Here is a 17,530-nt window from a genome sequence, read left to right as displayed (position 1 = left end):
GCGCGCTCCTTAGACGATCGGGTTGTGGACGGTGACGAGCTTCGATCCGTCCGGGAAGGTGGCTTCGACCTGAATATCCGGGATCATCTCCGGGACGCCCTCCATGACCTGGTCGCGCCTCAGGACGTGGCGGCCCGCTTCCATCAGCGAGGCGACGGTTTCGCCATCGCGCGCGCCCTCCATAATGAAGGCGCTGATCAGCGCGACCGATTCCGGGTAATTGAGCTTTACCCCGCGCGCGAGGCGGCGTTCGGCAACCAGCGCGGCGGTGAACAGCAACAGCTTGTCTTTTTCTCTGGGAGTCAGTTCCATAACGTTTCTCTTATGTCTGCCAGATACGCGGCGAACAGGCGGTTTTGGTGGTGAGAAGCGGGCGAAGCGACTGCCAGATGTCGCGCATCACCCGCTGGCAAATCAGGTTGTCGTCGGAGAGAAAACGCACCGACAGCAGATCGTCAGCGAGCGTTGCACCTGCATAATTTTCCAGCGGCGCGAGCCGTTCGCGCACCGCGTCGAGATGTTCTTCTTTGGCCGGATAGAACAGCAGCGTGCCGAGCCACGGACGTCCGGCGACGGGCGTGAGATCGCCGTCGCTAAGATGCTGACGCTCGATCAGGCGCGGTTCGTTTTCAACCCAGATTTCAAGGCGGCTTTCCAGCGTGCCGTGGCTAAAGGTCTCACCGATCACCGGACGCCCCAGGCAGTACAGCTCCCACGCCAGCAGCGTGCTGGAGGCCTTCAGGTGGAAGACGGAGCGCAGCGCGGCATTCGCGCCGGGGAAGATAATGGTGTCCTGCGGGAGCCACTCCAGCGTGGAATCTTCATCGAGGTAAAAATGCTGGTTCAGACGCGCCTGCGGGCCGCTGCTGCGATAGAACTTGCTCGCCCCGGGCATGGTGATGAGCGCGTGGCTTTTGGCGTCCAGCCGAACGGAAATGTCCAGCGTATCGCCGCCCACAATTCCGCCGGGCGGGTGCAGCAGGTAAAGGTGGCAGGTTTCGCCTTCGGGGTAAAACGGACGTTGAACGGTGAGCGGCCCGACGTGGTGGGCGGAGTACAGGAGGGTTTTCTCAGGGGTGTGACAAAACTGCAGGGCAAGCGACGCCTGCCAGCCTTTATACGTATTATCAGTGACCTGAGCTGCTAACATGCTGCATCCATTTCCACACCATCGGGATACGTTTCAGTATGCCCTGGCAGAAATGAAGGCTGTCATACGAGTCGCTTATGGATGGCCAGGCAGGAGAAATAAAAAAGCACGGCCGGGGCCGTGCTCTGTAGATGAATGACGATCCTACTTCAGGTGTTCATGCAATGCTGCACCTGCCTGCTCAAGGGCAACTTTCACCGTTGGCTCCTGGCTCAGCGGGTTAAGCAGGCCGTAGTCGTGGATCATGCCGTTATAGCGCGTGACGGTCACCGGGACGCCAGCCGCATCCAGTTTACGCCCGAATGCTTCACCTTCATCCCGCAGAACGTCCAGCTCCGCTGTCTGGATCAGCGTTTCGGGGAAGCCTTTCAACTGCGCGGTGCTGGCGCGAAGCGGAGAGGCAAGAATATTGTTGCGATCGGCAGCGCTGGTGGTGTAGTTATCCCAGAACCATTTCATCATGTTTTTCGACAGGAAATAGCCATTTTCGAACTGGTTATACGAGGCAGTATCAAAGTTCGCATCGGTAACCGGCCAGAGCATGACGTTGTAGCGAATTTTTGGCCCATTGAACTGTTTGGCCTGCAGCGCCACCGAAGCCACCATGTTGCCGCCCACGCTGTTACCCACCAGACCCAGACGGCTACCGTCCACGCCAATTTCCTGACCGTGCCCGGCGACCCATTTTGTCGCTTCATAGGCCTGATTAATTGCTACCGGGAAATGGGCCTCAGGTGACGGAGTGTAATCGACGTAAACCGCAGCGGCACCCGAAGCGCGAACGAGGTCGCGGATTAAGCGTTCGTGGGTAGGGAAGTCACCCAGCACCCAACCGCCGCCGTGAAAGAACATAAAAGCGGGGAGCGTGCCGCTGGCGTTTTCAGGTTTCACTATTTTCAGTTTTATCGCCTGGCCATTTACCTGGATCGTTTTTTCAGAAACCTGAGCGGGCGGCAGTTTTGCGCCTTGCTGTGCGCCAATCAATACCTGGCGGGCCTCCTGCGGGGTCATCTGTTCCATTGGCCTACCCTTGCCGGAATTCAAAACATTCAGAAATGCCTGTACGCCTGCGGTCGGGGTTGGGGTATTGGTGGTTTGAGCGGATGCCGCAGCTGACTCGAAGACTGAAGAAACCAAGATGGCGGTTAGTGTTTTCATGGTAGTGCCTCTTTAAGCGTATTTGATCGGATGAGATAACTATGTAGTGCGCTACTTAGTTGTTGATATAATACTTGCGCGCAAGATACTTTTAGTCAAACATTATTTATAATTTTTTCAGGAAACCGATTCGGAGTTGATAGAAAAATGAAAGAAAACAAAACGCTAGACGATTTACTTTGCTTCTCGCTGTACTCGGTCACCAACGCGTTCGTTCGGCAGTATCGCCCTTTACTGCAAGAGATGGATCTAACCTATCCGCAATTCGTTGTTTTGATGGCGCTTTATGAGAAAGACAACATTCCACTTCGCGATCTCAGCGATAAGACGTTTTTTGATTCGGGCACATTGACCCCGCTTGTACAAAAGCTTGAGGCAAAAGGATTCCTCAACCGTATCGCGGTTGTGGGTGATGAAAGGATGAAAAATGTCGTACTGACCGATAAGGCGAAAGACCTGAAGAAACGGGTGATGGCTTTGCCGGACCAGATTCGCTGCAGCATGCGGATGAATGACGATGAGCTTGAGATGCTAAAAAAACTCTCCCGGACGCTGCTTGACGATTTATAAGAACCCTTCGGTGGGGTGAACCCACCGAAGTGATGTGTCGTTACCGGTAGTCCTCCGCATCCACATCATACCCGGACGGCTCCCAGCGGATTGCCAGCAGCGACGCCAGGCCGATAAACGGCGCCAGCGCAATCACCCAGAAGACGGCGGTATCCAGCGACGCCACCAGCAGCGGGAACAGAAACAGCGACAGCGTCGAGCTGCTGCGCATCAGCGTCTGGTTGAGGCCCACGCCCACGCCGCGCAGCGAGGTCGGGTAGCTCAGGGAGGCGAACGTCATGGTATGCGCGCCCGGGCCGAAGCCCTGACCGAACAGGAAAAGCGCCAGCATCGCCACAGCAAGCACGCCTTCAGAGACACCTTCCGGTCGGCCAATCAGCGCCAGGCCAAGCAATGCGACAAGCTGGCAGGCATAACCCGCAAGCGACATCCGCCAGGCGCCGAAGCGTGGTACGTAGCGTACCGCCAGCAGTCCGCCGACGAAGGCAAACAGCAGGTTAAGCGCCAGAGAAATGAGAATGGTGGTGAGCATCGACTGGACAAAGAAGCTGGAGATGATCACCGGCAGGCCAAACGCCACGGCGTTGTAGGCAAACGACGAGACGACGGACAGCAGCGTGGCGAGCGTCGTGCGGCGCAAGTAGATGCCGCGGAACAGGTTCAGATAGTTTGACCATTTCGCTTTATTCACGACAGGTGCGGGCTGGCCGAGCGCGTCCTGCGGCACGTGGGCATTGATGTTATACGACTGGCGTAAAATCGACGCCGCCTCTTTCAGGTTGCCCTGATTCGCCGCCCAGACCGGAGATTCGCTCATATAGCGGCTGCGGATGGCGATAATTACCAGCGCGGGCACCGCGCCAAAGCCGAGAATCAAACGCCACAGCCAGTCGCTGTGGCTTTCCGGCAGCACGGCGTAGAAGAAAAGCACCAGCAGGTAGGAGATACTGATGGCGGCATACCAGGTGGGGCACCACATCGCGACGCTGGAGGCCTTATTTCCGGGCCCTTTCAGCCTGGCGAACTCGCTTAAAAACGCCATCGCCACGGGAAGGTCGATCCCGACCCCCAGCCCCATCACAAAGCGGGCGCCCGCGAGCACATATTCGTTCGGGGCCAGCGCACAGGCGATTGCTGCCACCACGAAGAACACCATATCAGCCATAAAAACGCGGTAGCGCCCGATTTTATCCGTGAGGTAACCGCCGAGCAGCGCCCCGACAATGGCACCAAAGGTAATGGCCGAGGCCACCATACCGGTCCCGGCGGGCGTCAGGTTAAATTCGCGGGTTATGTCTTTAATGCCGAACGCCAGCGCGCCCAGATCGTAGGCATCGAGAAAAATGCCGCCCAGCGCGATACTGACCACGATACGGGCGTTTGCCCGGCCCTGAGAACCGTCATTAACGAGGCGTGATACATCCGATGCGCTGCGCACCCACTTGATGTCGCCATCCGGGGTGCTTCCTGCCGTTGAAAGGGGAGTTGGTTCTGTGATTTCTGCCATTTTTCTTTTTGTGTGGTTGTGTTGTGTCTCTAACAGTTACCACAGGCAGAAGGTGACCAAAATCACATTTGGCTATAAGGCATAACTAACCCTTCGGAGCGTCTTTTTTCTTTCTCTTGAGCTTCGTCCAGATTTTGGTCTCCTGACGACGCCACAGGCGCTGGATATTGTCGTGATGACGCAGCAGGATAAGACAGGAGAGCATCGACACCGGGAAGGTGAACTGGGGTTTGAACCACCAGACGTAGAACGGAGCGATCAGCGCGCTGACGATGGCGCCCAGCGACGAGTAGCCGCTCAGAAGAATGGTCAGAAGCCAGGTCCCGGCCATGACGCCGGTTAAGTCCCAGCCGATGGGCGCAATGGCACCAAAGGCGGTCGCAACGCCTTTGCCGCCTTTAAAGCCGAAGAATACGGGCCAGATATGGCCAACGCAGGCGGCAATAGCAATGAGCCCCAGCCAGAACGGCGTAACTCCCAACGCATAGGCGCCCCAGACGGGCAGCATCCCTTTCAGAACATCAAAAATCAAAACCGCTACGGCTGCTCCCTTGCCGCCAATTCGTAGTACGTTGGTCGCCCCCGGATTCCCGGAACCATTTTCACGCGGGTCAGGTAACCCGGCAATGCGGCAGACCAGAATGGCGCTGGAGATTGAGCCGCAAAGATAGGCGAGGAGGATCATTCCAGGCGCGATTGCACTCATAACGCTGTTCCGTTTTGAAAATGTATCTGTATTCTCAGCATCTGTGGATAATACGCATAATTCGCCGGAAGTGGTATCCGGTTTAGCCAAAAAGCAGGCAGGTCGTGATGGATATTGTATTTATAGAGCAACTTTCGGTAATCACCACAATTGGTGTTTACGACTGGGAACAGACCATCGAGCAGAAGCTGGTGTTCGATATCGAAATGGGATGGGATAACCGCAAATCGGCAAAAAGCGATGACGTGAACGACTGTCTGAGCTATGCCGATATCAGTGAAGCGGTCATCGCCCACGTTGAAGGGCAACGTTTTGCGCTGGTCGAACGGGTGGCGGAAGAAGTCGCAGAATTGCTGTTGAACAAATTCAATTCACCGTGGGTGCGCATCAAGCTGAGCAAGCCGGGAGCGGTGGCGCGCGCCGCCAACGTTGGCGTCATTATTGAGCGTGGCACAAATCTGAAAGGCAAGAATTAACGTCATAATTGCTAAACCAATTTAGGTTATACCGGTCTTAAAGCTGTATCTTTCACGGTAGCCGTTGGGGCGACCGTTTTTTTATATCTTTTTAGGGGTTTATAGATGAGCGATATGCACTCGCTGCTGGTGGCGGCAATACTGGGTGTGGTCGAAGGATTGACGGAGTTTTTGCCGGTCTCCAGTACGGGCCATATGATTATCGTTGGCCATCTGCTGGGCTTTGAAGGCGATACCGCAAAAACGTTTGAAGTGGTGATCCAGCTGGGGTCTATTCTGGCGGTGGTCGTAATGTTCTGGCGTCGCCTGTTTGGCCTGATCGGCATCCATTTTGGCCGTCCGCCTCAGCACGAGGGGGCCAGTAAAGGTCGTCTGTCACTGATCCATATTCTGCTTGGGATGATCCCTGCGGTGTTGCTGGGCCTGGTGTTCCACGACGCCATCAAATCGCTGTTTAACCCGATTAACGTAATGTACGCGCTGGTGGTGGGGGGCTTCCTGCTGATCGCCGCGGAAGTGCTGAAGCCAAAAACGCCGCGCGCGGAAGGTCTGGACGATATGACGTATCGTCAGGCGTTTATCATTGGTTGCTTCCAGTGTCTGGCGCTGTGGCCGGGCTTCTCGCGTTCAGGCGCAACCATCTCCGGCGGGATGCTGATGGGCGTAAGCCGTTACGCCGCGTCAGAGTTCTCGTTCCTGCTGGCGGTGCCGATGATGATGGGCGCCACCGTACTCGACGTCTATAAGAGCTATCACTTCCTGACGGCTGGCGACATTCCGATGTTCGCCGTCGGCTTCATCACCGCGTTTATCGTGGCGCTGATTGCCATTAAAACCTTCCTGCAGCTGATTAAGCGTATCTCGTTTATTCCGTTCGCGATCTATCGCTTTATCGTGGCGGCTGCGGTGTACGTGGTCTTCTTCTGACCGATGGCCCTCAGTCTTTCGGCTGAGGGCAATGCTTTTCCTTCCAGTCCGACACCGCCTGAATTCGCCGTTTCGTGAGCTCTTCGCGAATTTCCGGCCCTTTGAATCCCGCTTCGACAACGTCCTTCGTGGGCACCGCTTTCGCTACGTCCCAGGCTTTACGCAATAAACGTCCCTGCGGGTAATCGCACGCTTCAAACCCGGTACGACCGCGCACGTCAGCTTCGCTGGTGAGCGCGATTTGCTCGACGCGCTGGGGTTTGCGCCAGGCGTCGATGTTATCGAAAAGCTTAACGATGGTGGCCGGTTTCAGAATAGGGAAGGTGTGGATCAGATCGTGGAACTCGGCCACCAGTTTCGCCAGATCGCGGATCTCGTTCGGCACGCGCAGACGCTGGCACAGCCCCTCGACCAGCTTCACCCCCGCCGGGCCGTGCCCGTGGTGGCGAGGCCAGAATTCTTTTGGCGTTAGGCCTTTGCCGAGATCGTGGCACAGGGTGGAAAAGCGCACGTCCACCTCAGGGCTGAGCATGGCCGCCATGCTCAGGGTCATCAGCGTGTGTACGCCGGTATCAATTTCCGGGTGCCATTTTGCCGGGGCAGGCACGCCAAACAGCGCGTCTATTTCCGGGAACAGCACCTTCAGCGCGCCGCAGTCGCGCAGGACCTGGAAAAAGACCTGCGGGTTGCGCGTGGTGAGGGCATTTTCCGTCTCTTTCCAGACGCGCTCTGGCGTCAGATGTTCAAGCTCGCCCGCCTCGGTCATGGCGGTCATCAGCGCCATTGTCTCATCGGCAATACGGAAACTGAGATGGGCGTAACGCGCGGCAAAGCGCGCCACGCGCAGCACGCGGAGCGGATCTTCAGAAAACGCCGGGGAGACGTGACGTAAAAGACGGTTGCGCAGATCGTCCTGACCGCCATAGGCGTCAACGATCTGCCCGTCCTCGTCCTGCGCCAGCGCGTTGATGGTGAGATCGCGGCGCAGAAGATCTTGCTCCAGCGTCACGTCCGGCGCGGCATAGCAGGTGAAGCCCGTATAGCCCGAGCCCGATTTCCGCTCGGTACGCGCCAGGGCATACTCTTCACGGCTTTTCGGGTGCAGGAACACGGGAAAATCGCGGCCTACCTGCTGGTAGCCCGCGTCGAGCATCTCTTCAGGGGTAGCGCCAACCACCACCCAGTCTTTATCTTTGACCGGCAGACCTAACAACGCATCACGTACCGCACCACCGACCAGATAACTCTTCACGCCCAACTCTCCCGTTTTCTCTTTTCCAGAATGATACGCAAGTCTGGCAGAGAAGACGAATTAGTTCATCCAGCGGTCTTTACGCTTGCGGCTTGGGATCAGATGCGGCAGGACCAGACCCAGCACCAGACCCACGCCCAGCACGCCGCCGCCATACATAAACCACTGCATGATGATGGTGCGCTGCTTGTCGTCGAGCTGCAGATTAGCGGCATTCACTTTCTTCTGCGCGACAATCAGCTCGTTTTTCAGTTTCTGGTTCTCTTCTTTCAGACCGTTAATCACCCCGTCGCTTTGCGCCACTTTCTGCTGCATTTCAGCGGTGCGCTGGTTCCAGGTGCCGTCGATGTTGTTCAGCTTGTCGGTCAGGGTCTTCACCTGGTTTTCCAGATCGGGAACGCGCGTGCGCAGGCTTGGCACGGTGCTCAGCTCTTTCAGCGGGATCCAGGACGTACGGCCGGTACTGTCGCGCACCTGACCGTAATTGGTGTCCGCGTTGGTCTGTAACAGGGTGACTTCCTCGCCGGCATTCACCGTGCCCACGAGGCGATAATTATCTCCGGGGCCACTGCGTACCCAGGTGTTCAGTTCGTCAGAAACGTAACGCTTCTCTTCAGCGTGCACTGCGGTTGCGGCGCTAAAAGCGAGTAAAGTAAGTCCAATCAGGCGTAATTTAAGCATCATTAGTCGTTATTTTCATAAATAGTGGAACGATAGTAGTGGCAACAGTGTCTCTACGCAAAGCATTCGTCAGCAATCAGAATCATCTGTGTCACGACTCTACAGATTTACGCCCGACAAATTGCTCATTGCATGGCAATTTGGCGCAAAATACTATGTACTGACAAACAAATGGCGAGGAAGTTCGCCCTCATTGACGCGTCTGTGACGCACGCAAAAGTACAAGGCTATGGCACAAGAAATCGAATTAAAGTTTATCGTCGAAAAAGACAGCGTTGACGCACTCCGCCAGCATCTGCATACGCTTTCCGGCGAACACCATGAACCGGTACAACTGCTTAATATCTATTACGAAACGCCAGACAACTGGCTGCGCCGCCACGATATGGGGCTGCGCATCCGCGGCGCGAGCGGGCGCTACGAGATGACGATGAAAATTGCCGGCCGCGTGGTCGGCGGTTTACATCAGCGCCCGGAATACAATATCGACATCAGCAAGCCAGAACTTGAGCTGGAACGTTTCCCGACGGAAGTCTGGCCGGATGGCGAGCTGCCTTCCACGCTGGCGGAACAGGTACAGCCGCTGTTCAGCACCGATTTCTGGCGCGAAAAATGGCTGGTGACGGAAGGCAAAAGCCGCATCGAAATCGCCCTCGATCTGGGCGACGTGAAGGCGGGTGAGTTCCAGGAACCGATTTGTGAACTCGAGCTTGAGCTGCTGGAAGGGGACGCCATTGACGTGCTGAAGCTGGCGCGCAGGCTGGTGAACCAGTCCGGACTGCGTCAGGGAAGCCTGAGTAAAGCCGCGCGGGGTTACCATCTGGCCGCCGGAAATGCGCCGCGCGTGCTGAAAGAGACGACCATTTTGCACGTTGCGCCGAAGGCCAGCGTTGAACAGGGCCTGGAAGCCGCGCTGGAGCTGGCGCTTTCTCAGTGGCAGTACCATGAAGAGCTGTGGGTGCGAAATGTGAAAAACGCGAAATCCCACGTGCTGGCGGCGATTGCCCTGGTGCGCCATACCCTGACGCTGTTCGGCGGTATTGTTCCTCGCAAAGCGAGCGCTCACTTACGTGATCTGCTGACGCAAACCGAAACGCTGATGCTCTCCGACGTATCGGCGCAAACGGCGATCTACAGCCCGCAAGCCGCTTCGGCAAAACTGGCGCTGACCGAGTTTCTGGTGACGCGCGGCTGGCGCGCCTTCCTGGATGCGAAAGCGGAGACCAAAATCGCGGAAAACTTTAAGCGTTTCGCGGATATTCATCTTTCCCGTCATGCCGCCGAGCTGAAGAGCACCTTTGCGTATCCGCTCGGGGACCAGTATGGCGATCAGCTTCCCCGTCTGTCGCGCAACATCGACAGCATGCTGCTGCTTTCCGGCGCTTATGACGGCGTTAAAACCCAGGCCTGGCTGGAAAACTGGCAGGGGCTGAAGCATGCCATTGAAACCCGCCAGCATATTGAGATTGAGCATTTCCGTAACGAGGCCATTTCGCAGGAGCCGTTCTGGCTGCACAGCGGAAAACGTTAACTCTGGCAAGGAACCCCTATAATGCCGCTTTCTTCACCGTTACAGCAGCAGTGGCAGACCGTTTGCGAACGTCTGCCTGAGTCATTACCGGCGTCATCGTTAAGCGAGCAGGCGAAGAGCGTGCTCGCCTTCAGTGATTTTGTGCAGGAAAGCATCACCGCCAACCCGGACTGGCTGGCAGAGCTTGAGAACGCGCCGCCGCACGCGGACGAGTGGCGACAGTATGCCGGCTGGCTGCAAACCGCGCTCGAAGACGTTGCGGATGAAGCCACGCTGATGCGCGTCCTGCGCCAGTTCCGCCGTCGGGTGATGGTGCGCATTGCCTGGGCTCAGGCGCTGGAGCGGGTGAGCGAAGAGAGTACGCTGCAGCAGCTAAGCGAGCTGGCGCAAACGCTGATTGTCGCCGCGCGCGACTGGCTGTACGCCGCCTGCTGTAAAGAGTGGGGCACGCCGTGCAGCGAGGAAGGGGTTCCTCAGCCGCTGTTGATTCTGGGGATGGGCAAGCTGGGCGGCTGCGAGCTGAACTTCTCCTCCGACATCGACCTGATTTTTGCCTGGCCCGAGAACGGCTCCACGCGCGGCGGCCGTCGCGAGCTGGACAACGCCCAGTTCTTTACCCGTCTCGGTCAGCGTCTGATTAAGGCGCTGGATCAGCCGACGCAGGACGGTTTTGTTTACCGCGTGGACATGCGCCTGCGTCCGTTTGGCGACAGCGGACCGCTGGTGCTGAGCTTTGCCGCGCTGGAGGATTACTACCAGGAGCAGGGGCGCGACTGGGAGCGCTATGCAATGGTTAAAGCGCGGATTATGGGCGACAGCGACGACGCTTACGCCAACGAGCTGCGCGCCATGCTGCGCCCGTTCGTATTCCGTCGCTATATCGACTTCAGCGTGATCCAGTCCCTGCGTAATATGAAAGGGATGATTGCCCGTGAGGTGCGCCGTCGCGGCCTGAAAGACAACATCAAGCTCGGCGCGGGCGGCATCCGTGAAATCGAATTTATCGTCCAGGTCTTCCAGCTTATTCGCGGTGGCCGTGAGCCGTCCCTGCAGTCCCGCTCGCTGTTACCGACGCTGAGCGCCATCGAGCAGCTGCACCTGCTGCCGGACGGCGACGCGCAAACCCTGCGCGAGGCCTATCTTTTCCTGCGTCGTCTGGAAAACCTGCTGCAAAGCATCAACGACGAACAGACCCAGACCCTGCCGGGCGATGACCTTAACCGGGCGCGCCTGGCCTGGGGCATGCGTGTGGACGACTGGGCGGCGTTAACCGAACGGCTGGATGCCCATATGGCAGGCGTGCGCCGCATCTTTAACGAGCTGATCGGTGATGACGAAAGTGAATCACCGGACGATGCCCTTTCCGAGCACTGGCGCGAGCTGTGGCAGGATGCGCTCCAGGAAGATGACACCACGCCGGTGCTGACGCACTTAACCGACGACGCCCGCCATCGCGTGGTGGCGCTGATCGCGGATTTCCGTCTTGAGCTGAACAAACGCGCCATCGGCCCGCGCGGCCGTCAGGTGCTGGATCACCTGATGCCGCACCTGCTGAGCGAGGTCTGCTCGCGGGCGGACGCGCCGGTGCCGCTGTCGCGCATGATGCCGCTGCTGAGCGGGATCATCACGCGTACCACCTATCTGGAACTCCTGAGCGAGTTTCCGGGGGCACTGAAGCACCTGATTACGCTCTGCGCCGCGTCGCCGATGGTGGCCAACAAGCTGGCGCGTTACCCGCTGCTGCTGGATGAGCTGCTCGATCCGAACACGCTGTATCAGCCCACGGCGACGGATGCCTACCGGGACGAGTTGCGTCAGTATCTGCTGCGCGTGCCGGAAGAAGACGAAGAGCAACAGCTGGAGGCGCTGCGCCAGTTTAAGCAGGCGCAGATGCTGCGCGTGGCGGCGGCTGACATCGCCGGAACGCTGCCGGTGATGAAAGTGAGCGATCACTTAACCTGGCTTGCTGAGGCGATCATCGACGCGGTGGTCCATCAGGCGTGGGTGCAGATGGTGGCGCGCTACGGCCAGCCGAAACACCTGGCCGAACGTGAAGGACGCGGCTTTGCGGTCGTGGGGTACGGCAAGCTTGGCGGCTGGGAGCTGGGCTATAGCTCCGATCTGGATTTAATCTTCCTGCACGACTGTCCGGTTGACGTAATGACCGACGGCGAGCGTGAAATTGACGGGCGCCAGTTCTACCTTCGCCTGGCGCAGCGCATTATGCATCTTTTCAGCACCCGCACCTCGTCGGGCATTCTGTATGAAGTGGATGCCCGTCTGCGTCCGTCCGGCGCGGCGGGCATGCTGGTGACCTCGACGGAGTCCTTCGCCGATTACCAGAAGAATGAAGCCTGGACGTGGGAGCATCAGGCGCTGGTGCGCGCTCGCGTGGTGTATGGCGATCCGCAGCTCAAAACGCAGTTTGACGTCATCCGTAAGGAGGTTATGACCACCGTGCGTGATGGCAGCACGCTGCAAACGGAAGTGCGCGAAATGCGCGAGAAAATGCGCGCGCATCTCGGCAATAAACACCGCGATCGCTTTGATATTAAAGCCGACGAGGGCGGGATTACCGATATTGAGTTCATTACCCAGTATCTGGTGCTGCTGCACGCCCACGACAAGCCGAAGCTGACGCGCTGGTCCGATAACGTGCGCATTCTGGAGCTGCTGGCGCAAAACGACATCATGGACGAGCAGGAGGCGCAGGCCTTAACCCGCGCCTACACGACGCTTCGCGATGAGCTTCATCACCTGGCGCTGCAGGAGCAGCCGGGGCACGTAGCGCTGGACTGTTTTGCTCATGAACGTGCTCAGGTAACGGCCAGCTGGCAGAAGTGGCTGGTGGAACCGTGCGTAACAAATCAAGTGTGATATTATCGCGCGCAAATTGTGAATCTTTCTGGAGTCAGGAATGAAAGTAACACTGCCAGAGTTTGAACGTGCTGGGGTAATGGTTGTTGGGGATGTGATGCTGGATCGCTACTGGTATGGGCCTACCAGCCGCATCTCTCCGGAAGCACCGGTACCGGTGGTTAAGGTCGACACCATTGAAGAGCGTCCCGGCGGCGCGGCAAACGTGGCGATGAACATTGCCTCTCTGGGCGCGCAGTCGCGTCTGGTGGGCCTGACCGGCATCGACGATGCGGCGCGCGCGCTGAGCAAGTCGCTGGCGGACGTGAACGTGAAGTGCGACTTCGTTTCTGTTCCGACCCACCCAACGATTACGAAACTGCGCGTGCTGTCGCGCAACCAGCAGCTGATCCGCCTCGACTTTGAAGAAGGGTTCGAAGGCGTTGATCCTGAGCCGCTGCACGAGCGTATCAACCAGGCGCTGGGCAATATTGGCGCGCTGGTGCTGTCCGACTACGCCAAAGGCGCGCTGGCGAGCGTGCAAACGATGATTCAGCTGGCGCGTAAAGCCAGCGTGCCGGTGCTGATCGACCCGAAAGGGACCGATTTTGAGCGCTATCGCGGCGCGACGCTGCTGACGCCAAACCTCTCCGAGTTTGAAGCGGTGGCGGGCAAATGCAAAACCGAGGACGAACTGGTTGAGCGCGGCATGAAGATCATTGCCGATTTCGAGCTGTCCGCGCTGCTGGTGACCCGCTCCGAGCAGGGGATGACGCTGCTGCAGCCGGGCAAAGCGCCGCTGCATATGCCAACCCAGGCGCAGGAAGTGTACGACGTGACCGGCGCCGGTGATACGGTGATCGGCGTGCTGGCGGCGACGCTGGCAGCAGGAAACTCGCTGGAAGAGGCGTGCTACTTCGCTAACGCTGCGGCGGGCGTGGTCGTCGGTAAACTTGGTACCTCAACCGTTTCGCCAATCGAGCTGGAAAACGCGGTGCGCGGTCGTGCGGATACCGGTTTTGGCGTCATGACCGAAGACGAGCTGAAGGTGGCCGTTGCCGCCGCGCGCAAGCGTGGTGAAAAAGTGGTGATGACCAACGGCGTGTTCGACATTCTGCACGCGGGCCACGTTTCGTATCTGGCGAACGCGCGCAAGCTGGGCGATCGCCTGATTGTGGCGGTTAACAGCGATGCATCGACGAAACGCCTGAAGGGCGAAACGCGTCCGGTGAACCCGCTAGAGCAGCGAATGATTGTGCTCGGCGCGCTGGAAGCGGTGGACTGGGTGGTGTCGTTTGAAGAAGATACCCCGCAGCGCCTGATTGCCGGCATTCTGCCGGACCTGCTGGTAAAAGGTGGGGATTACAAGCCGGAGCAAATCGCGGGTAGCGAAGAGGTCTGGGCCAACGGCGGCGAGGTGATGGTGCTCAACTTTGAGGACGGGTGCTCAACCACCAACATCATCAAGAAGATCCAGAAAGACAGTCAGTAAAAAAAAACGGGCCAGCTGGCCCGTTTTTTTCTCCCTCTCCCTGTGGGAGAGGGCTGGGGTGAGGGCATCAGGCCGCACTTACTCCTGGTCATCCACCGGTGGAATGGCCGGTGCCGGCTTCACTTCTTCCGGCGCATTGCGGTTTTCCAGCTCGCTCAGACGCTGTTCCAGCAGCGCCAGCTTCTCGCGGGTGCGCAGCAGAACCTGGGTCTGCACGTCAAACTCTTCGCGGCTGACTAAATCAAGGCGAACCAACTGCGCCTGCAGCGTCTGGCGGATTTTCTTTTCTACGTCATCACCAAATTCACGAATGCCTTTTGGCATAGATTCATGAACCTGACGCGCGATCTGCTCAATTTTTTTCGGGTCAATCATTGGCGTTTCCCTTGATGGAAAAGTGTTAGTGTCCATTGTAGCGCGTCATGCCCGGGGTAAACAAAATTGTTTGATGCTTATGCATTGCCCAGGATAATCAATAGCGTTATAGTTATCTCGCTTATTCTCAGGGCGGGGCGAAATTCCCCACCGGCGGTAAATCAGCGTGACGCTGAAAGCCCGCGAGCGCTTTGGGTGAATACTCAAAGGTCAGCAGATCCGGTGTAATTCCGGGGCCGACGGTTAGAGTCCGGATGGGAGAGAGTAACGATCAAGTCGGGCATGGGCCCGCTCACGTTATCTTTTTGCCGCTTATACGGCGCTCCTAAGACTGCCCTGATTCTGGTAACCATAATGTTAATGAGGTTTTTTTACCATGAATCAGACGCTACTTTCCTCTTTTGGCACTTCAACTCAACGTGTTGAACATGCACTGGATGCACTGCGCGAAGGCCGCGGTGTGATGGTGCTTGACGATGAAAACCGTGAAAACGAAGGCGACATGATTTTCGCCGCCGAAAACATGACCGTTGAACAGATGGCGCTGACCATCCGTCACGGCAGCGGCATCGTATGCCTGTGTATTACCGAAGATCGTCGTAAGCAGCTCGAGCTGCCGATGATGGTCGAAAACAACACCAGCGCCTTTGGTACCGGTTTTACCGTGACCATTGAAGCTGCGCATGGCGTGACCACCGGTGTGTCTGCGGCTGACCGTCTGACCACCGTACGTGCAGCGATTGCTGATGGTGCGAAGCCATCCGATCTGCACCGTCCAGGCCACGTCTTCCCACTGCGTGCGCAGGCGGGCGGCGTGTTGACCCGCGGTGGTCACACCGAAGCGACGATCGACCTGGTGACGCTGGCTGGCTTCAAACCTGCTGGCGTGCTGTGCGAACTGACCAACGATGACGGCACCATGGCGCGCGCGCCGGAGTGCATCACCTTTGCCCGCCTGCACAACATGCCGGTGGTCACGATTGAAGATCTGGTTGAGTATCGCCAGGCGCACGAGCGCAAAGCCAGCTGAAAATAAAAACGCCGGGATATCCCGGCGTTTTTTTACCCGATTCCTGCGGTCTGCAGCAGAACCAGACTTAATCCCATCACCGACATTCCGCACAGCACGCCATAGCTGGGGTTGTTGTTAGGATCGATCTCCTTCGCCAGCGGCATCAGTTCATCCACCGAAAGCGCAACCATGATCCCGGCTACCGCGGCCATAATCGCCGCCATCACCACCGGAGAGACCAGGCTACCAAGGATCAGCCAGGCCAGTACGCCGCCAAGGATTTCGGCCATCCCGGAAATGCCCGCCCAGAACACCGCGGTGCGTTTCGATCCCGTTGCGGCATACACGGGTCCGGCGACGGCCAGTCCTTCAGGAATATTGTGTAAGGCGACCGCCAGCGCGATGCCAAAGCCCATCTCAAGATTGCTGCTGGCCGTCACGTAGGTAGCGACCCCTTCCGGGAAGTTGTGCAGGCTGATGCCAAGCGTTAACAGCACGGCGGTACGCTTGATATTGCGCGGCATGGGCGTCACGTTTTTCTGCATTAAATCCTGCGGATGCGCGTGTGGTAGCATCCGATCGAGGGCAAAGTATCCCAGCAGGCCAAAGACAAACATGCCGTAGCCCAGCAGCGGAGACATGCCTTCCGTGCCCAGCGCGGCAGGCAGCATCTCCATCAGGGAGATGAGCAGCATGATCCCGGCAGCAAAGCCCAGTGAAAAGGCCAGTACGCGGTTAGAGGGCTTTTGGCCGAGCACGCCGAGGAGCGCACCGATAAAGGTCGCGGCGCCCGCCAGTATGGTCAGGATCAGGGGGACTGACATGCATTGCTCCTTTTGATAATCATTCTCATTAATATAAATGATCCATTTCTGGCAAAGCGAGGGTGAAAACCCGGCTTTACACATTCCTTACATTCAAATTTCCTGATGATGATCTTCACGCTTATCTGCGTTCATCTTTGCCGGATTGCGCGTAATGTAGCACCATTAAATTGACACCTTCTGTAAGGATATCACCATGACTTCTTCCCGTATGCCAGCCCTGTTTTTAGGCCACGGTAGCCCTATGAATGTTCTGGAAGACAACGTCTATACCCGCGCCTGGCGTCATCTGGGCGAGACGTTGCCGCGTCCGAAAGCGATCGTGGTGGTGTCTGCGCACTGGTTTACCCGTGGGACGGGCGTGACCGCCATGGAAGCGCCAAAAACCATTCATGATTTTGGCGGCTTCCCGCAGGCGCTGTACGACACGCATTATCCGGCCCCCGGCTCGTCTGAGCTGGCGCAAAAGCTGGTAGAGTTGCTGGCGCCTGTCCCTGTGGCGCTGGATAAAGAAGCCTGGGGCTTTGACCATGGCTCCTGGGGCGTGCTGATTAAAATGTATCCTGACGCGGATATCCCGATGGTGCAGTTGAGCATCGACAGCACTAAACCGGTGGCCTGGCATCTGGAGGTGGGGCGCAAGCTGGCAACCCTGCGTGATGAAGGCATCATGCTGGTGGCGAGCGGCAACGTGGTGCATAACCTGCGTACCGCACGCTGGCACGGTGAGAACACGCCGTACCCGTGGGCAACCTCTTTTAACGACTACGTCAAAGCGAACCTGACCTGGCAAGGCCCGGCTGAGGAGCATCCGCTGGTGAACTATCTGGATCATGATGGCGGTTCGCTCTCTAACCCGACGCCGGAACACTTCCTGCCGCTGCTGTACGTGCTTGGCGCGTGGGATGGTCAGGAGCCGGTTACGATCCCGGTCGACGGTATTGAGATGGGGAGTCTGAGTATGCTGTCGGTGCAGATTGGGTAATAAAAGCAAAACGGCAACCTCAGGTTGC

The 17,530-nt window shown here is 57.8% G+C and carries 17 protein-coding genes and 1 riboswitch; of the genes, 8 read left to right on the top strand and 9 right to left on the bottom strand.

Going from position 1 to position 17,530, the window contains the following annotated elements; genetic code table 11:
* Nucleotides 1-9 precede the first annotated feature (9 nt).
* The 3 genes from NI40_RS19035 to NI40_RS19025 form a co-directional block, all read right to left on the bottom strand.
* Nucleotides 10-312, bottom strand: a complete 303-nt coding sequence (locus NI40_RS19035) for an urease subunit gamma (protein ID WP_006811999.1) — start codon at nucleotides 310-312, stop codon at nucleotides 10-12.
* 10 nt (nucleotides 313-322) lie between these two features.
* Nucleotides 323-1,150 carry an urease accessory protein UreD gene (locus tag NI40_RS19030; RefSeq protein ID WP_039263015.1) on the bottom strand — a complete coding sequence of 276 codons (828 nt, stop codon included), beginning with the start codon at nucleotides 1,148-1,150 and terminating at the stop codon, nucleotides 323-325.
* Nucleotides 1,151-1,294: 144 nt separating this feature from the next.
* Nucleotides 1,295-2,308, bottom strand: coding sequence for an alpha/beta hydrolase (locus tag NI40_RS19025; RefSeq protein ID WP_039263014.1), 1,014 nt, complete (start codon nucleotides 2,306-2,308; stop codon nucleotides 1,295-1,297).
* A gap of 147 nt (nucleotides 2,309-2,455) precedes the next feature.
* Between NI40_RS19025 and NI40_RS19020 the strand changes: the two genes are divergently transcribed.
* Complete coding sequence (locus NI40_RS19020; protein WP_039263013.1) at nucleotides 2,456-2,878, top strand: MarR family winged helix-turn-helix transcriptional regulator; 423 nt, start codon at nucleotides 2,456-2,458, stop codon at nucleotides 2,876-2,878.
* Nucleotides 2,879-2,918: 40 nt separating this feature from the next.
* Here NI40_RS19020 and NI40_RS19015 read toward each other — a convergent pair whose 3' ends face one another.
* Both NI40_RS19015 and plsY read right to left on the bottom strand, forming a co-directional pair.
* Nucleotides 2,919-4,385: an MFS transporter gene (locus NI40_RS19015; protein WP_039263012.1), complete on the bottom strand. Its 1,467-nt coding sequence runs from the start codon at nucleotides 4,383-4,385 to the stop codon at nucleotides 2,919-2,921.
* Nucleotides 4,386-4,470: 85 nt separating this feature from the next.
* A complete protein-coding gene (plsY, locus tag NI40_RS19010; RefSeq protein WP_023309216.1) occupies nucleotides 4,471-5,091 on the bottom strand; it encodes a glycerol-3-phosphate 1-O-acyltransferase PlsY in 621 nt (206 codons plus the stop codon).
* Nucleotides 5,092-5,198: 107 nt separating this feature from the next.
* On the opposite strand from plsY, the gene folB reads away from it, so the two are divergent.
* Both folB and bacA read left to right on the top strand, forming a co-directional pair.
* The gene (gene folB / locus NI40_RS19005) at nucleotides 5,199-5,567 is read left to right on the top strand and encodes a bifunctional dihydroneopterin aldolase/7,8-dihydroneopterin epimerase (RefSeq protein ID WP_039263011.1); all 369 of its coding nucleotides are present in this window, start codon (nucleotides 5,199-5,201) and stop codon (nucleotides 5,565-5,567) included.
* Nucleotides 5,568-5,672: 105 nt separating this feature from the next.
* Nucleotides 5,673-6,494, top strand: coding sequence for an undecaprenyl-diphosphate phosphatase (bacA, locus tag NI40_RS19000; protein WP_039263010.1), 822 nt, complete (start codon nucleotides 5,673-5,675; stop codon nucleotides 6,492-6,494).
* 10 nt (nucleotides 6,495-6,504) lie between these two features.
* On the opposite strand, the gene NI40_RS18995 is transcribed toward bacA, so the two are convergent.
* On the bottom strand, nucleotides 6,505-7,746 hold the full coding sequence (locus NI40_RS18995) for a multifunctional CCA addition/repair protein (protein ID WP_039263025.1): 1,242 nt from the start codon (nucleotides 7,744-7,746) through the stop codon (nucleotides 6,505-6,507).
* Between the two features lie 60 nt (nucleotides 7,747-7,806).
* Nucleotides 7,807-8,427 (bottom strand): TIGR04211 family SH3 domain-containing protein, encoded by a 621-nt coding sequence (locus NI40_RS18990; protein ID WP_024906484.1) that lies wholly within the window; start codon nucleotides 8,425-8,427, stop codon nucleotides 7,807-7,809.
* A gap of 229 nt (nucleotides 8,428-8,656) precedes the next feature.
* Between NI40_RS18990 and NI40_RS18985 the strand changes: the two genes are divergently transcribed.
* The 3 genes from NI40_RS18985 to hldE are packed head-to-tail and all read left to right on the top strand — an operon-like array spanning nucleotide 8,657 to nucleotide 14,306.
* On the top strand, nucleotides 8,657-9,958 hold the full coding sequence (locus tag NI40_RS18985) for a CYTH domain-containing protein (RefSeq protein WP_039263009.1): 1,302 nt from the start codon (nucleotides 8,657-8,659) through the stop codon (nucleotides 9,956-9,958).
* Between the two features lie 21 nt (nucleotides 9,959-9,979).
* Nucleotides 9,980-12,835: a bifunctional [glutamate--ammonia ligase]-adenylyl-L-tyrosine phosphorylase/[glutamate--ammonia-ligase] adenylyltransferase gene (gene glnE, locus NI40_RS18980; RefSeq protein WP_039263008.1), complete on the top strand. Its 2,856-nt coding sequence runs from the start codon at nucleotides 9,980-9,982 to the stop codon at nucleotides 12,833-12,835.
* Between the two features lie 40 nt (nucleotides 12,836-12,875).
* Entirely contained in the window at nucleotides 12,876-14,306 is a 1,431-nt protein-coding gene (gene hldE, locus NI40_RS18975) for a bifunctional D-glycero-beta-D-manno-heptose-7-phosphate kinase/D-glycero-beta-D-manno-heptose 1-phosphate adenylyltransferase HldE (protein WP_033146667.1), read from the top strand.
* A 78-nt stretch (nucleotides 14,307-14,384) separates the two neighbouring features.
* On the opposite strand, the gene ubiK is transcribed toward hldE, so the two are convergent.
* Nucleotides 14,385-14,681: a ubiquinone biosynthesis accessory factor UbiK gene (ubiK, locus tag NI40_RS18970; RefSeq protein ID WP_028014454.1), complete on the bottom strand. Its 297-nt coding sequence runs from the start codon at nucleotides 14,679-14,681 to the stop codon at nucleotides 14,385-14,387.
* Nucleotides 14,682-14,800: 119 nt separating this feature from the next.
* Nucleotides 14,801-14,951: riboswitch (FMN riboswitch) on the top strand.
* 106 nt (nucleotides 14,952-15,057) lie between these two features.
* On the opposite strand from ubiK, the gene ribB reads away from it, so the two are divergent.
* Nucleotides 15,058-15,711: a 3,4-dihydroxy-2-butanone-4-phosphate synthase gene (ribB, locus tag NI40_RS18965; RefSeq protein WP_010435670.1), complete on the top strand. Its 654-nt coding sequence runs from the start codon at nucleotides 15,058-15,060 to the stop codon at nucleotides 15,709-15,711.
* Nucleotides 15,712-15,743: 32 nt separating this feature from the next.
* On the opposite strand, the gene zupT is transcribed toward ribB, so the two are convergent.
* Nucleotides 15,744-16,517, bottom strand: a complete 774-nt coding sequence (gene zupT / locus NI40_RS18960; RefSeq protein ID WP_033146665.1) for a zinc transporter ZupT — start codon at nucleotides 16,515-16,517, stop codon at nucleotides 15,744-15,746.
* A 196-nt stretch (nucleotides 16,518-16,713) separates the two neighbouring features.
* On the opposite strand from zupT, the gene ygiD reads away from it, so the two are divergent.
* Nucleotides 16,714-17,502, top strand: a complete 789-nt coding sequence (ygiD, locus tag NI40_RS18955; protein ID WP_039263007.1) for a 4,5-DOPA dioxygenase extradiol — start codon at nucleotides 16,714-16,716, stop codon at nucleotides 17,500-17,502.
* Nucleotides 17,503-17,530 lie beyond the last annotated feature (28 nt).

Source organism: Enterobacter sp. E20 (assembly GCF_000801755.2).
Classification (GTDB): domain Bacteria; phylum Pseudomonadota; class Gammaproteobacteria; order Enterobacterales; family Enterobacteriaceae; genus Enterobacter; species Enterobacter asburiae_B.
This window is presented reverse-complemented; position numbering and strand designations above follow the sequence as displayed.